Source organism: Oscillospiraceae bacterium, from assembly GCA_035353335.1.
In the GTDB taxonomy this organism is placed as follows: Bacteria; Bacillota; Clostridia; order Oscillospirales; family JAKOTC01; genus DAOPZJ01.
Window position 1 is genome coordinate 47725 of record DAOPZJ010000007.1, and the last position, 14901, is coordinate 62625.

12 protein-coding genes and 1 rRNA gene are annotated in these 14901 nt (G+C 50.1%); 7 read left to right on the forward strand and 6 right to left on the reverse strand.

What is annotated here, in order from left to right; translation table 11 throughout:
* Window positions 1–486, forward strand: a complete 486-nt coding sequence (locus tag PKH29_02935; protein ID HNX13791.1) for a GNAT family N-acetyltransferase — start codon at window positions 1–3, stop codon at window positions 484–486.
* Window positions 487–513: 27 nt separating this feature from the next.
* Here the strand turns inward: PKH29_02935 and PKH29_02940 are convergent, their stop codons facing one another.
* From PKH29_02940 to manA, 4 genes are all read right to left on the reverse strand, one after another.
* A complete protein-coding gene (locus tag PKH29_02940) occupies window positions 514–1272 on the reverse strand; it encodes an SDR family oxidoreductase (GenBank protein ID HNX13792.1) in 759 nt (252 codons plus the stop codon).
* Window positions 1273–1321: 49 nt separating this feature from the next.
* Window positions 1322–1879, reverse strand: a complete 558-nt coding sequence (locus PKH29_02945; protein HNX13793.1) for a GNAT family protein — start codon at window positions 1877–1879, stop codon at window positions 1322–1324.
* A gap of 79 nt (window positions 1880–1958) precedes the next feature.
* Window positions 1959–2915, reverse strand: coding sequence for an ROK family protein (locus tag PKH29_02950; GenBank protein HNX13794.1), 957 nt, complete (start codon window positions 2913–2915; stop codon window positions 1959–1961).
* 19 nt (window positions 2916–2934) lie between these two features.
* On the reverse strand, window positions 2935–3867 hold the full coding sequence (gene manA / locus PKH29_02955; protein ID HNX13795.1) for a mannose-6-phosphate isomerase, class I: 933 nt from the start codon (window positions 3865–3867) through the stop codon (window positions 2935–2937).
* Window positions 3868–4066: 199 nt separating this feature from the next.
* On the opposite strand from manA, the gene PKH29_02960 reads away from it, so the two are divergent.
* The 3 genes from PKH29_02960 to gap all read left to right on the forward strand — a co-directional run bounded on the left by PKH29_02960 (window position 4067) and on the right by gap (window position 7574).
* Window positions 4067–5449: a polysaccharide deacetylase family protein gene (locus tag PKH29_02960; GenBank protein HNX13796.1), complete on the forward strand. Its 1383-nt coding sequence runs from the start codon at window positions 4067–4069 to the stop codon at window positions 5447–5449.
* Window positions 5450–5569: 120 nt separating this feature from the next.
* Window positions 5570–6346 (forward strand): zinc ribbon domain-containing protein, encoded by a 777-nt coding sequence (locus tag PKH29_02965; protein HNX13797.1) that lies wholly within the window; start codon window positions 5570–5572, stop codon window positions 6344–6346.
* 214 nt (window positions 6347–6560) lie between these two features.
* Complete coding sequence (gap, locus tag PKH29_02970) at window positions 6561–7574, forward strand: type I glyceraldehyde-3-phosphate dehydrogenase (GenBank protein HNX13798.1); 1014 nt, start codon at window positions 6561–6563, stop codon at window positions 7572–7574.
* A gap of 230 nt (window positions 7575–7804) precedes the next feature.
* On the opposite strand, the gene PKH29_02975 is transcribed toward gap, so the two are convergent.
* Together PKH29_02975 and PKH29_02980 are read right to left on the reverse strand one after the other, a co-directional pair.
* Window positions 7805–10438 carry a cation-translocating P-type ATPase gene (locus tag PKH29_02975; protein HNX13799.1) on the reverse strand — a complete coding sequence of 878 codons (2634 nt, stop codon included), beginning with the start codon at window positions 10436–10438 and terminating at the stop codon, window positions 7805–7807.
* Window positions 10439–10735: 297 nt separating this feature from the next.
* Window positions 10736–11479, reverse strand: a complete 744-nt coding sequence (locus PKH29_02980; protein HNX13800.1) for a hypothetical protein — start codon at window positions 11477–11479, stop codon at window positions 10736–10738.
* Between the two features lie 281 nt (window positions 11480–11760).
* Between PKH29_02980 and PKH29_02985 the strand changes: the two genes are divergently transcribed.
* The 3 genes from PKH29_02985 to PKH29_02995 form a co-directional block, all read left to right on the forward strand.
* Window positions 11761–12444 carry a hypothetical protein gene (locus tag PKH29_02985; protein ID HNX13801.1) on the forward strand — a complete coding sequence of 228 codons (684 nt, stop codon included), beginning with the start codon at window positions 11761–11763 and terminating at the stop codon, window positions 12442–12444.
* A gap of 1 nt (window position 12445) precedes the next feature.
* Window positions 12446–13345, forward strand: coding sequence for a zinc ribbon domain-containing protein (locus PKH29_02990; GenBank protein ID HNX13802.1), 900 nt, complete (start codon window positions 12446–12448; stop codon window positions 13343–13345).
* A 639-nt stretch (window positions 13346–13984) separates the two neighbouring features.
* Window positions 13985–14901: ribosomal RNA gene (locus tag PKH29_02995) — 16S ribosomal RNA — on the forward strand; the annotation flags it as partial.

The window sequence follows — 14901 nt, forward strand, 5'->3', positions numbered from 1 at the left end:
ATGATAGTGACCTATTCGGAAGCGGCGATGTCCGATCTCCACGCACTTGCGGAAATGCGCATCCGGATGATAAATTCAGAAGAACACCCGCTTTCCGACGGTCAAAAGCGGTTAATTGCCGAAAACACGAAACAATTTCTCTTTGACGGGATTTCCAAAGATACGGCTGTCGTATGGACGGCGGCTGTTTCGGAGCACTTTGTCGGCATGGGAGTCGTCAATTTCTTTTCACTGCCGCCGAACGACTGGTGCCCGAGCGGAAAAACCGCATACATCGGGAGTATCTTTGTGCGGCCCGAATACCGCAGACAAGGAATTGCGTCCGAACTGCTCACCAGATTGGTGTGGGAGGCAAAGAAGCGGGATTGCCAACGTATCATGCTGCATGCGTCCGATGAGGGCAGACCGCTGTATAAAAAATTCGGATTTGAGGCTTCACCCACGGCCATGGCGCTCTATCCGTTCGGCATCATGCCGGAGAGTTGATCTCCGGCTTTTTTATTTCATACAGCGTTACTTACCCGCTTTGCTCTTTTGCGCGTTATAGCAAAAGTCGGCGGCCAGACGGTCGGGCGCGATGCGCGCGGCAATGCGCCCCGCTTTGACGAGAAATCCGGGGTTGATCGGGGACTTTCCCCGCTCGATCCCTTTGATTGCGCAGCGGGCGATGAATTCGGCGCTCTTTCCTTTGATGCCGACGTTGACGCCTGCAACGTCGTTGAACTCTGTATCGGCCGGGCCGGGGCATAACACAAGAACACGCACCTTGCTGCCGGATTTGCGCAGTTCGGCATCGACCGAAAGAGAGAGTTTGAGCACATAGGCCTTGGTCGCATAATAAGAAGCCATCAGCGGGCCGATCAAATATGCCGCAACGCTGGCGACATTTAATATGGTTCCGGAATTTTTGGCCTGCATTTTTTTCAAAAACAACTTCATCAGGACGTGAAGCGCTTTGCAGTTGAGGTCGACCATCTCCATTTCGCGTTCGAGGGAGCTCTCGGTGAATACTCCGAAATACCCGAACCCGGCATTATTGATCAGTAAGTCGATGTCTTCGTCGGCAACCGCGTCAAAAAGCGCTTTACAGCCCTCGAAGGTGCCGAGGTCGGTGGGGATTATGCGAGATTCACAGGGCAGTGATTTGGCGAGTTCCTCGAGCCGGTCGACCCTGCGGGCGGCCAAAATCGTGCGCCAGCCTTTGGCTGAGAGCTGTTTGGCAAGTTCGGCGCCGAAGCCGGAGCTGGCTCCGGTGATGAGTGCGGTTTTCATGGGGGTGTCCTTCCTTGTAAGCGAAATTTATATATTTTATACTTGCTTATTATTTTGAGATATATGTATATACATCAACATCAACTGCTTCTTGTCCGCCCCAGTTCTTTTTTTGCACAACATATTCTTCTTTTTGAAAACCGTTTTTTAACAGCGCTTTACCGGCATATATATTATCAGGCATTACAAATGCCCGGATTATACTTATTCCGATTTCTTTTGACAAATAAGCTATCATTAGCTCAATAGCATTTGTTGCAATTCCTTGATTCCAAAAAGCTTCATTTATTTGATAACCAACCGTAATGGTATTGGCTCTTTTTTTGTAATCAAACATCTCGGATAAACCTACAAGTCTATTTGTACTGTCATTTAAATAAATTCCGGCAATGATCCTTTTTTTCTTTTCAAAGTCTCTGCCGCCAAGATTTCTAATTGCAGTCAAAAGAAAATTACTATTTTTCTTATATAAGAAAGGGGGTATATATTTATACACGTGATCATTATTACTGATTTCAGCTAATGCTTCAACATCATTCTCTATCATTTTCCTTATCACTATTTTATCGTTTTTCAACTGAGGGAAACTATCAAATAATTTTGTCATTGTTTTTTCTTTTATTGATATAAAAATTCCCGTTATGCTTTGGATGATTCCGACGGGAATATTATTTTTTTCTTTACACTTAATACACGCTTTGTTCCTGCCCGTACTTCGCTGCTGCGACGGCGGCGAAGTCTCCGACTGATTCTCCTAAGCCCGCATAGACGATTCTGCAGACCTCCCATGAAAACGGGATAGCCTCGTGTGCGACGACCCGCTCGACAATCGGCGCAAACCGTTTTTCACGACCGTAGATCGAGCCGATGACAACGATCTCGGGATTGATGATGTCGATGATATTCGAAATGCCGAGCCCCAGTTTTTCGCCGCATTCTTCGATGACCGAGAGCGCGAATGCGTCTCCCGCGTCGGCGGCTTCGCTGATGGACTTTGCCGTGATATCAACGTCTTTCAAAACCGTGGTTTTTCCGGCGTTGAGCCAAGCGGGCATGCGTTCACCGGCAAGGCGTGCAATGCCGCCGCCCGAACAATAGCCCTCAAAGGAACCGCGTTTATTAAAACCGACCGGGCCGTCTTCGGCAACCCGCATATGACCGACTTCGCCGCCCATGTCGTTCGTTCCGCAGTAGAGTTTCCCGTCGAGGATCAGACCGCCGCCCATTCCGGTGCCGAAAGTCAGAAACACGACGTTTTGAAACCCTTTTCCTGCGCCCCAGAGCCATTCGGCGAGCGCGCAGGCGTTAGCGTCGTTTTGCAGGAAAGCAGGCACGCCGATGGCTTCTTGAAAAGGTGTGACGATGTCGATATTGATCCAGCCGGGGAGGTTCGGAGGGCAGAGAAGCATCCCTTTTTTGCTGTTCAAAGGACCTCCGCAGCTGATTCCGACCGCGTCGATAACCGGCCCCTTCGCCAGTTCCTTGGCGTTTGAGACAAGCTCAGCAATGGTCGCTTCGGGAGTCGGTAGCGTCGCGAATCTGTTCTTTTTCAGCATTTTCGGCAGGTTTGCTGAGCAATCGTCTTGCCACAGGGAGACCGCGCATTTGGTACCGCCGATATCAACTGAGAGGTATTTTTTCATGGGTTATATCCATCCTTTTTTAAGGTGTGGTATAAATCAATTCAAGGTCGCCGGTCAAAGTCAACTTTTCCGTATGAGCAGGGATGAATGCGCCGTCGCCTTTTTTTACGGCTTGCCCATTGATAGCGCCGGCTCCGTTTAAAACGGTTACGAGTCCCCAGGTCTTTTTGCAATTGATTTCACCGTAACCGAGATAATGCGTTGAGGTGAAATAGTCGCAGCGGGCAAGAACTGTGCGTGAAAGCGTTCCGAGTTTGCGAGTCTTGCCGCGCGGTTTTCCGTCCGGTCTCGACGGGGAGAGATCGGCTGCTTCACAGGCCTTTTGAATGTGCAGTTCGCGGGGTTTTCCGTCCGCGCCGGGGCGGTTATAGTCAAATATGCGATAGGTGAAATTGCTCGACTGCTGGATTTCGCAGATGAGCAGTCCCGCGCCGATAGCATGTACCGTTCCTGCGGGGATGAAATAGACGTCGCCCTTTTTGCACTCGACTCTATTGAGCGAGTCGCAGACTGTGCCGTTTTGAATGCTGTCCGCAAACTCTTTCGGGGTCACGCGGTTCTTGAAACCATAATAGAGGAAAGCGCCGGGCGCGGCGTCTATGACGTACCACATCTCGGTCTTGCCGCGTCCGTTCTCATGTGCGGCGGCGTATTTATCGTCCGGGTGCACCTGAATCGATAAGTCGCTTGCGGCGTCGATGAACTTGACGAGCAGCGGAAAATCGTCGCCTGTTTTGCCGCCGCAGAGTTCCGGGTGTTCGTTCAGTATCTCGCCGAACGGTTTACCGCCAAATTCGCCGCCGATCGCAACGGACTGCCCCGCAGGATGCGCGGAAACCACCCAGGCCTCGGCGATGCGGGTGAGATTTTTATCGTATCCGAATTCGGTAACAAGGCGGTTACCGCCCCAGATGATGTCTTTTAACGCAGGTTTGAGCAGGATGATGTCCAAAGTTACGCACCTCCGAAATTGATCAAGCCTATTCTACCACAACGCAGCGGGAAATTCAAAGGTTGTATTTCCGTTATCTGAGAGGTATAATGACATCGTGTCAATTGTCGTGATGCGGCGGCGAAAGCAAAAGAGAAAAACTGCCGGGGAACGATCACACCGCTTGCGGCATCGGATTGACGCGGGGGGAACGGCAAATATGGCTAAAATCAAAAGGACCGCCGGGAAACATTCCGTGCGGGAAAGCAAAGCAAAAAAAAAGAGCGACAGAATTTTTCTGCTGGGAGTATTGGCAGTGATACTGGCTGCCGCGGCAGGTACAACGCTTTGGCTGGCGTTTGATAACCGGCAGACATTGGATGGCGCATTGACCTCTGAGACCGCTTACACGGGGGAACAAAATATCGCGGCGGTTAAGAACACAGAAAATCAGCGGTATTATTCGATCGAGACTCATAAGCCTGTAGCAGCTGCACAAGCGTTCAATGAGCTTTATAACAAGAACATTCAAACATTCAGAATGCAGCTTGACGGACTTTTAAACGCGAAAGCGTTAAACCGGCAAGACCCTGCGAAACTGACCATCGGTTTCAGCCTGTTGAAATTTGAACAATATACGACCTATACGATACATACCGAACAATATATTTCCGCAAGGAATTCCCAAAATAAAATCGTCGATTATCGAATGATATTCGACGGAGATAAGCCGCTCAAAGCAGCGGATTTATTCAAAATCGGCATAGACTATACGGCGAAACTGTCCGAATTGGGAGGATTGAATGCTTCCGACCTGGACGGAAAACTGGCTTTGACAAACGAGGGCCTTACGGTGTTCGCGGACAAAACCGCGGTGATCGATTATGCCGGTTTATATAAACTGATGGCAATATCGCTGCCTGATAAATATAAGCCCGTTGAACCGAATCCGATCGATCCGAAGGCGGAAAAGGTGGTCGCGCTGACTTTTGATGACGGGCCGTATTCTTCGGTGACGAAAAAACTGCTCGATCTGCTCGATCAATACAACGCCAAAGCGACGTTTTTCGTGGTCGGTTATAACACCGACTTTTATCCCGACACCATACGCGAAATTGCTAAACGCGGCCAATCGATCGGAATTCATTCCACCGAACACCGCTCGCTGACCAAGATGACCGACGACGAAATCAAAGCCGACATTTTCGGCATGCAGGATAAAATCGAAAAGATCTGCGGTGTAAGGCCTGATATCGTTCGCCCCGTCGGCGGCAATGTCAATCAGCATATCGCCGATTTGCTCGGGATGCCGATTGTTTTATGGGACGTCGACCCAAATGACTGGAAATACCGCAATTGCGACAAAGTGGAAGATTACGTGACGCACCATGTGCAAAGCGGCGACATTGTGCTTTCTCATGACATCTATGAATCAACGTATGAAGCCTATGAAAAGATCATTCCCGAACTGGCCGCGCAGGGTTACCGGTTCGTGACCGTAGAGGAACTGATCGGCTATACCGACGGTGCCTATGCCGGAAAGATTATCCGCTACCGCGATTTGTGCCGAGAACTGCGGCAGGCCGGAGCGTTTGAGCAGTGATCCCTGTGAACACTGCAATTGATATTCCGAATATCGAAATCGTACCCGCAGCATTGCAAAATGCCGCGGGTTCTTTTATAATGGATGAAGGAACCAATTGAGATTTAGGAGGAACAGCTCATGTATTGTCCCAAATGCGGAACACAAATCGACGACGGCGCGAAGTTTTGCGGAAAATGCGGCGCGCAGCTCTCGGCACCGGTAACTCCGGCACAGCCGGTGACGACACAGCCGCAGCCGGCCTATGCCCCGCAGTACGCGCAACCCGCGGCTGTTCAGCCCGCAGCTGCACAACCGATTTATATGCAGAATGCGGGACTTGTGGGTTGGTCGGAAAATTACAGGCATCCGCTGATTATCAAAAAGGCCGAGTCACAGAAAAAGGGTGCTGTAATCTTTACCGCAGTGCTGATGGCTGTTTTTATAATCGGATTTACCATTGCCGGATTTACGGTTGAAAAGATGGAACCTGCCGAGGGTATTATTATCGGCGTTGGGCTGGCGCTGATGATGCTGATTATTTTGCTGGTGCGTATGGCCAAAATGAAAAAGCCGATTTGGGAAGGCACCGTAACCGATAAAAAGGCAAAGCGCAAAACCGATACCGATGATGACGGCAACATCTCGAGGGATTATATACAGTATACCGTCTATATGACCGGTGTTGACGGCAGCAAAAAAACACTGCGCGCCAACGACAACCGAGCTTGGTATGATTATCTTCAAATCGGCGAACGGGTGCGGTTTCACCCCAATTTGAGTACCTATGAAAAATACGATAAATCAAGAGACAATTATCTGATGTGCAATGTCTGCGGCAAGCGCTGTGACATCAACGAGGATGTCTGCCGATTCTGCAAAAGTCCGCTGTTCAAAGGATCGAATACGGGTTTTTAACGCCCGACAACGGCAGTTATACGCTTAAAACGGGATATCCCGAGGGTTTATTTGTCTAAAGTGCAATAGGACGGCGCTTTGGTTTGGATGCATTTCGGCGTTTTTTTTGGTGAAAAATTGCGGTTTGCCCTTGAAAATTTCGCATTTTTGGTATAATATAGTACCGGAATGTCGGATCGTCCGGCATTGGTTAATAATATTTGGAGGTTTTACGATGGTAAGAGTAGCAATTAACGGATTCGGAAGAATCGGCCGCCTTGCGTTCAGACAGATGTTTGGCGCCGCGGGATATGAAGTCGTCGCAATCAACGACCTCACCAGCCCCAAAGTGCTGGCACACCTTTTAAAGTACGATACCTGCCAAGGCAGATATGCCCTCGGCAACACAGTCACTGCGGGTGAGGATTCCATCACAGTTGACGGCAAGACCATTAAGATCTACGCCGAAAAAGACGCCGCGAACCTGCCGTGGGGCAAACTGGATGTCGACGTCGTGCTCGAGTGCACCGGTTTCTATACGTCCAAAGAAAAGTCCTCGGCTCACATCAAAGCGGGCGCCAAAAAGGTCGTTATCTCCGCTCCGGCCGGCAACGACCTGCCCACCATCGTCTACAGCGTCAACGAAAAGACCCTGACCAAGGACGACACCATTATCTCGGCAGCTTCGTGCACCACCAACTGCCTGGCTCCGATGGCTTATACCCTGAATAAATATGCGCCCATCCTGAGCGGCATCATGACCACTGTTCACGCCTACACCGGTGACCAGATGGTCCTCGACGGCCCGCACCGCGGCGGCGATCTGCGCCGTTCCCGTGCAGCAGCCGAAAACATCGTCCCGAACTCCACCGGCGCTGCAAAAGCGATCGGACTGGTTATCCCCGAACTGAACGGCAAACTGATCGGTTCGGCTCAGCGTGTTCCGGTTCCGACCGGCTCCACCACCATCCTCGTCGCCGTCGTCAAGGGCAAAGACATCACCAAGGACGGCATCAACGCCGCGATGAAGGCTGCCGCTTCTGCATCTTTCGGTTACAACGAGGATGAAATCGTCTCCTCCGACGTTATCGGCATCACCGTCGGTTCGCTGTTCGACGCCACCCAGACCATGGTCACCAAGATCGACGACGACACCTATCAGGTGCAGGTCGTGTCCTGGTACGACAACGAGAACTCCTACACCAGCCAGATGGTCAGAACCATCAAGTACTTCGCGGAACTCAAGTAAGCGTTAATCAAGTCAAATAAATCGGGCGGGGTTGAAAAATCCCGCCCGATCTGTTTTTCGTGATGAGAGAATTTGTAGGGGCGCGAAATCGCGCGACGGGACATTGCGCGTCCGTAAGATAACGAAGGCTGTAAATATAATAAAACGGAGCGACGCTGTGCGGATTATGCATCCCAAGTTTCTGACGGTCAATGGCCGCCCCTACGGTGTATCTTCAAACAGTTGGAACTTTATTTCTTCCTTTTTGAGAATATTCTTTGAAACATCTTTACCAACTCCACCATCGGGATAATGGCAAAGGCAAGGCCAAGGGCGATGGCGTATTCGGCGAGGGAGATGGACGCAAATCCGAAGGTGACGGATAAGAAGGGGATATAAATGACAGCGGTCGTCAACAGCAGTGCGCCGACGGCAGCGCCCCAAAGCCAGATATTTTGGCGTTTGACGGTGAAAATCGAACCTCGCCGCGAGCGCAGGTTAAACGAGTGGAAGATCTCGGCCATCGACATGGTCAAAAACGCCATGGTCATGCCGTCGGGGCTGTTCGCGATCTCCCAGACCCCCGATTCGATGCGGTGGCCGATGAAGTAGGCCGCAAGCAGCAGGATCGTTACAAAAACCCCCTGATAGAGGACGTCCGGGCCGATGCCGCCGGAGAAGATTCCCGCCTTAGCATCGCGGGGTTTTTGCCGCATGGTATCGGCCTCGCCGTGCTCCATTCCGAGCGCCAGTGCGGGCAGACTGTCAGTGATGAGATTAATCCAAAGAATGTGAATGGGCTTGAGCAAGGTGAACCCGAGCATGGTCGCAATGAAGATGCCGAGAACCTCACTGAGGTTGGACGAGAGCAGAAACTGAATGGCCCTGCGGATATTGGCGTAGATTCTGCGCCCCTCCTCCACGGCGGCAACAATGGTGGCAAAATTGTCGTCGGCTAAGATCATATCGGCGACATTTTTGGTGACGTCGGTGCCCGTGATGCCCATGCCGATGCCGATGTCGGCGGATTTAATACTCGGCGCATCGTTGACACCGTCTCCGGTCATGGCCGTGATCTTGCCTTTGCGTTTCCAGGCGTTGACGATGCGCACTTTATGTTCTGGTTGGACGCGGGCGTAGATGTGATAATGTTCAATTTGCCGGTCGAGTTCTTCGTCGGACATACCGTCGAGCGCTTGACCCAAAACAGCTTGAGAGGCATCAAGCAAAATGCCGAGGTCTTTGGCAATGGCGACTGCGGTGTCGATGTGGTCGCCGGTGATCATGATGACGTTGATGCCGGCTTCACGGCACTCTTCAACCGCCGCTTTTACCTCCGGGCGGATCGGGTCGATCATCCCGCAGAGGCCGAGAAAGACCATATCGCGCTCCAGTGTTTCCGGGGAGAAGTGCTCCGGCTTTTGGGATAAATCTCTATAAGCCGCCGCAAGCACGCGCAGGGCATTGTCCGCCATGGCCTTGTTAACCCGGCGCAATTCTTCCCGCTCGGCATCGGTGAGAGCGACGACGCCTTCTTTGGTCAGAATATGCGTACAGCGCTTGATAATCTCGTCAGGCGCGCCTTTGGTATATTGAATAAATCCATTTTGTGTTGTGTGCACCGTAGACATCATTTTACGCATTGAGTCAAACGGCGCTTCACCCACGCGCGGCTCGGTCTTTTTGAGTTCGTTTTTATTAAGAGAAAGAGTGTGGGCGTAGTTGACCAGTGCGCATTCGGTCGGTTCGCCGACGGCGGTTTTGGCTTCTTCGTCGAACTCCGCGTCGGTACACAGGCACATCGCGGTTGCGAGTTTTGCGGTATCGGCGCTCTCAGCTTTGACGACTGTCATCTTGTTCTGAGTCAGTGTGCCGGTTTTGTCTGAGCAGATGACCTGCGTGCAGCCGAGGGTCTCCACGGCGGTCAGACGGCGGATGACGGCATTTCGTTTTGCCATTTTGGTCACGCCGATCGAGAGCACGATGGTGACGACGGCGGCAAGGCCTTCCGGAATCGCGGCGACCGCCAGGCTGACAGCGAGCATGAAAGTATTCAGCACAACTTCGGTCGAAAATGCGCCCGCTTTTAAAATACCGGCGGCAAAGATGACCACGCAGATGCCGAGAACAAGCCAGGTAAGAATCCTAGAGAGGCCTGAAAGCTTAACCTGTAGCGGGGTCGCTTCGTCTTTTGCCTTGGTCAGTGCGTCGGCGATCTTGCCCATCTCGGTATTCATTCCCGTGTCGCAGACGACCGCGACACCGCGGCCGTAGACTACGGTACTGCCCATATAGACCATGTTTCGGCGGTCGCCGAGCGGGACATCGCCGCTGCCGAGCATATCATCCGTCTTTTCTGAAGGAACGGATTCACCGGTCAGCGCCGCTTCCTCGACTTTCATCGAGGCGCATTCGAGGATACGCGCGTCTGCCGGAACCGAATCGCCGGCTTCGAGATGAATGATATCGCCGGGGACGAGATCTTCGCTTTTGATAACAGCGAGTTTCCCATCACGCAGCACCTTTGAAGTGGATGCAGTCATGGTCTTGAGAGCCTCAATGGCCTCTTCGGCTTTGCTTTCCTGCACAACCCCGAGCACCGAATTTAAAATGACGACAAATAAAATGATAAAAACATCGGCCATCGACTCGCCCGCGTAAGCCGAAGTGACGCCCGACAGAACCGCCGCAATCAACAAGACGATGATCATCGGGTTCGCGAGCTGCTGCAGAAACCGGACGATAATGCTTGTTTTTTTCGGCTCTGCCAGCTTATTTTTTCCGTGAGAGAGCAGTCGTTTTTCGACCTCTTTAAAATTGAGGCCGGAAGAGGCTGAATCAAGTTCTTTTAAAACTTCTTCTTTATTTTGCTGATAATATGACATGATGTTTTTCCTCTGCTTTCCGGGCGTATTTGTAAACAAAAGACCCATGCGCAATCTTTTCCGCGGGTTCGGCACGGCAAAAATTGTACGTGAGTCTCGTTATGGGCAGTCGGTATGGATTGTGTCCGTCTGCTTTAGATATGCCAGACCGTAAACGGCCGTGTGTTGACATACCGCACGTTACGTGCAAACTACTCCCTCAGGGGTACTTCATTCAGATGATGACACAAAAACCAGTCATTGTCAAGTACCTTGGATTATTATCGGCAATTAACGCGTTTATAGACAGAGTTTCAATCAACCCTGCGGAAGCGTATAGCTCCAGGACGTACCATCCCAGACGCAAGGTATTTGAGCGGTTTTGGTTTCCTCCGGGCTTTGAATCATCGGGGTGAGGATGAGCGAATTGTTCGTAATTTCCGAGTCCGAAATTGTCAGCAAGTAGGCACTGAGTTTGCCGTCCTGGCCCACATATCCTTCGGCGGTAAGCTGTGCCAGATCGGCGGCTTTTGAGTTCGCGCCGAATGCGATTGACGACCGGTAAATCATTGCGCTTTTTTCGGAGACGGACAGATTATTCGTTTTGGAAAGGTCGATTCCGACCGGCAGGTCAGTATTGAACGGGGCGTTGGTGCAGGCGTTTTTCAAAACAGCCATATAAAGGCCTACCAGGTCACCTTCATTGCTCTTGATTTGAACGGATTTCGCATTCATAATCATCGCCGGATAACTTTCGGCGATCGAGCCATCGAAACCGATTTCGACAACCAGACCCGGTACAAGTTCGCCGCTCTCGGCTTTCTTTCCGTCCGTATTAAAGACTTTCAGATCATTGACGCCGTTGAGTTGATAGACGCCTTCAGCGGTTTCATACTCACCGGTGCCGGCGAGAATCATGGAAGTGACCGTATTATTGGCTCCGATAACGGTTGAGATGATCTTTGCGGTGAATGTCGCAGCTGTCTTCGGAATTTTAGCGCCGCAGCCAAACACACCGAGCAGCATGGCCGCAGTAAACAGAACGGCAAAAATTTTCTTCATGGCTTATTGCCTCCGTCGAAATTAATGATACATATATTATATATATTGACACAAAAAGTCAAGCGCAGCGGTTTTATAATATGCACCACAATCAGAAATTCTGTGCTGTTGAAAAAAACCCAATGCTGTGTTAGAATGGGAAACAGCGGAGGGATGCTATGATATGCGGAAATTGCAGATCGACTGTTTCCGACGATAGTCGGTTTTGTTTATACTGCGGTTCGGAAATTGACCGAAACGGTCTGCGGCTGGAAAAACTACGCGAGATCGGTGCCGGAAGGATGGTATTTGCTGCAGCAATCTTTTCCGCCATACAAGCGATAATCGGATTAGTCAATATCTCTTGGCTTTTAACGCTTTTATTTATGCTTTTTTCTCTTTCAATATTTTTAACTTGGAAAGATTGCCGTAAAACCCATTTACCTGTTTTGGGATTAAAATTGCTTTCATTTTCAAATTTTATATTCATTTTCGCTATAATATTTTCACTTACCGAGTTAGCACCTGTGTTATCCTCATTGACGCAAAGAAATAGTAATATACATACTGACATATTAACATTGGGATTGGCAATAGGGATGCTAATTATAATGGGTGCGGCGGTTATAACAGGCAGACTGCTTTTTTGGCTATTTTATCGGTCATTATACTTCGTTACTATTCGAAAAACAGAGAAAATCCGGTTTGCCGGTTTTGTCTCAGTGATAAATTTAATCTTACCATGGGTTATGGGTCTGTCAATTTTAATGCTTATATCAGCTAATTTGTCCTCTTTTATCAACGGCGGTTGGACAGATCTTTATGTTTCAAACACATTTCACCTGATACCTTGGTTATATCTGAATATTCCGATGACAAAAGGCGTTTATTTTATAATTGAAACAATATATCTATTTTCTTCAGGCGTCAGCGGATTATTAATTGGTTTAAGCATTAAAAATATTAAAAATGTGTGGAGGTATTAAAATGACATGTCCCAATTGCAGATCTTCAATCCCGGACAACAGCCGCTTCTGCGAGTTTTGCGGCGCGGCGATTACACAGCCGGCTTATACCCCTCCGGTACAGCCGTTTGATGTGACTCCCGTGAACCAATTTCCCCGGAAAGCCGGAGAGATCGCCGCCGGACCCCTGATGCTTTGGCTGGCGATCTTGTTCTCCGCGCAGCTTGCTTTTACCGCACTGTCCTCCTCTTGGTTTTCGCTTGGAATTTTGATCGCAGTTCCCGAATTGATTGCATATTGGATGATCTATTCGAACGCTAAAAGCAACGAACCGGGCAGCCACGGCGGGTTGAAGCTTTTGAAAGGGTATTATAATTTTCTTTTTGTCTTTATGATTGTAATCGGCTCAATCGTTGTGTTGGCCGGAATTACTGCAGGAATTGCGGTTACAGCATTCGGCAGTCAGTTTGGTGAACGGTTTGGCGGCCAATATGGCGGTGAGGTGGCCGGTGTCATCGGCGTCGTGATCCTCGTACTTGCTGTGACGCTGCTTCCGATGATATTCGGCATTGGCTGCTTCTTCCTGTGGGCAAAAAGAAAGTATGTACGTTCGCTGTACAGCGCCGTCACAACGGGAGGCAGACCGAAGTGGTCGGTCTTTATTGCGGTAATTTTATTCCTTGGTGCATTAAATGCGTTTTCTTCGATATCGAATGTATTTTTTCTGAATTCTCATTTATATTCACAGTATATGTCACAGCTATTCAGCGAACTGCCTGCCAACATCTCTCAGTACCTTGCGAATCTCATGAGTTCTCTGACCGGGTATAAAGCTGTGTTCGGTTCGCTGCAGGCGCTGTGCAGCTGCGGGGCCTCGGTGCTTGCCGGTGCTATTGTGCTGAAACTGAAAAACGTTAATTAAATTATATAGTATTCGAATTTGACGTTTTGTATAATTTTCAAAGTTTATTACAGCTTCCAAAAATTAAGTCGAATAAATTCGAAAAAAGTCTTGACAGGGGCCCGGCGGTATGATAATATGGTCGAGCGCCTTTTGGAAGGCACCATACGAACCGGGGCAACGATCGGTTTGAAGAAACCGGTAAAGGAGCTGCCAAAAATTAATTTGCGAAAATTTTGCAAAAAGATGTTGACAAGCGAGCGGTTCGGGTGGTATAATCGAGTTCCGCGCCCTGAGGACGGAGGCCGCGCCGAAAGGCGAAGGACGAGTCCGGAGGAAGCGGAAAGCGCGAGTGAAAACCGGTAAACGGCGGACACGAACGGCTCGGCGAAGCGAGACGGAAGTCTTGTCGTAAATCACCGAGTGAGAAGAAGTTTTCGAAAGAAAAGTTCTTCCCAAACGTCCGCGAAGCGGACGTTAGGACCTTGAAAATTAAACGATATTGAAAAAGCGAAGCGCAAAACTGTCAATAAATTTGGTTTTGATTAAATAATTAAAGCCGGCGAAGCAACGACGTAAAGACGTTGCAAAACAACGAGCTACAAAGCTCTAAAACTGATATGAACCGAAAGCTCGCAAGAGCGGAAGGTTGATATACAAATTTTAGAGAGTTTGATCCTGGCTCAGGATGAACGCTGGCGGCGCGCCTAACACATGCAAGTCGAACGGAGAACATTTAGCAATAGATGTTCTTAGTGGCGGACGGGTGAGTAACGCGTGAGGAACCTGCCTTTCGGAGGGGAATAACACATCGAAAGATGTGCTAATACCGCATAACGTCATCGGGCGGCATCGCCTGATGACCAAAAGAGCAATCTGCCGAAAGATGGCCTCGCGTCCGATTAGATAGTTGGTGAGGTAACGGCCCACCAAGTCTGCGATCGGTAGCCGGACTGAGAGGTTGAACGGCCACATTGGGACTGAGACACGGCCCAGACTCCTACGGGAGGCAGCAGTGGGGGATATTGCACAATGGGCGAAAGCCTGATGCAGCGACGCCGCGTGGGGGAAGAAGGTTTTCGGATTGTAAACCCCTGTCTTCGGGGACGATAATGACGGTACCCGAGGAGGAAGCTCCGGCTAACTACGTGCCAGCAGCCGCGGTAATACGTAGGGAGCAAGCGTTATCCGGATTTATTGGGTGTAAAGGGTGCGTAGGCGGGAAGGCAAGTTGAATGTGAAATACCGTGGCTTAACTACGGGGCTGCGTTCAAAACTGTTTTTCTTGAGTACAGCAGAGGCAAGCGGAATTCCCAGTGTAGCGGTAATATGCGTAGATATTGGGAGGAACACCGGTGGCGAAGGCGGCTTGCTGGGCTGCAACTGACGCTGAAGCACGAAAGTGTGGGGAGCAAACAGGATTAGATACCCTGGTAGTCCACACTGTAAACGATGATTACTAGGTGTGGGGAGATTGACCCTCTCCGTGCCGCAGTTAACACAATAAGTAATCCACCTGAGTAGTACGGCCGCAAGGTTGAAACTCAAAGGAATTGACGGGGGCCCGCACAAGCAGT

Coding starts and splice junctions, on each gene's coding strand:
- PKH29_02935 (HNX13791.1), top strand. CDS start 1: ATGATAGTGACCTATTCGGAAGCGGCGATGTCCGATCTCCACGCACTT.
- PKH29_02940 (HNX13792.1), bottom strand. CDS start 1,272: ATGAAAACCGCACTCATCACCGGAGCCAGCTCCGGCTTCGGCGCCGAA.
- PKH29_02945 (HNX13793.1), bottom strand. CDS start 1,879: ATGACAAAATTATTTGATAGTTTCCCTCAGTTGAAAAACGATAAAATA.
- PKH29_02950 (HNX13794.1), bottom strand. CDS start 2,915: ATGAAAAAATACCTCTCAGTTGATATCGGCGGTACCAAATGCGCGGTC.
- PKH29_02960 (HNX13796.1), top strand. CDS start 4,067: ATGGCTAAAATCAAAAGGACCGCCGGGAAACATTCCGTGCGGGAAAGC.
- PKH29_02965 (HNX13797.1), top strand. CDS start 5,570: ATGTATTGTCCCAAATGCGGAACACAAATCGACGACGGCGCGAAGTTT.
- gap (HNX13798.1), top strand. CDS start 6,561: ATGGTAAGAGTAGCAATTAACGGATTCGGAAGAATCGGCCGCCTTGCG.
- PKH29_02975 (HNX13799.1), bottom strand. CDS start 10,438: ATGTCATATTATCAGCAAAATAAAGAAGAAGTTTTAAAAGAACTTGAT.
- PKH29_02980 (HNX13800.1), bottom strand. CDS start 11,479: ATGAAGAAAATTTTTGCCGTTCTGTTTACTGCGGCCATGCTGCTCGGT.
- PKH29_02985 (HNX13801.1), top strand. CDS start 11,761: ATGGTATTTGCTGCAGCAATCTTTTCCGCCATACAAGCGATAATCGGA.
- PKH29_02990 (HNX13802.1), top strand. CDS start 12,446: ATGACATGTCCCAATTGCAGATCTTCAATCCCGGACAACAGCCGCTTC.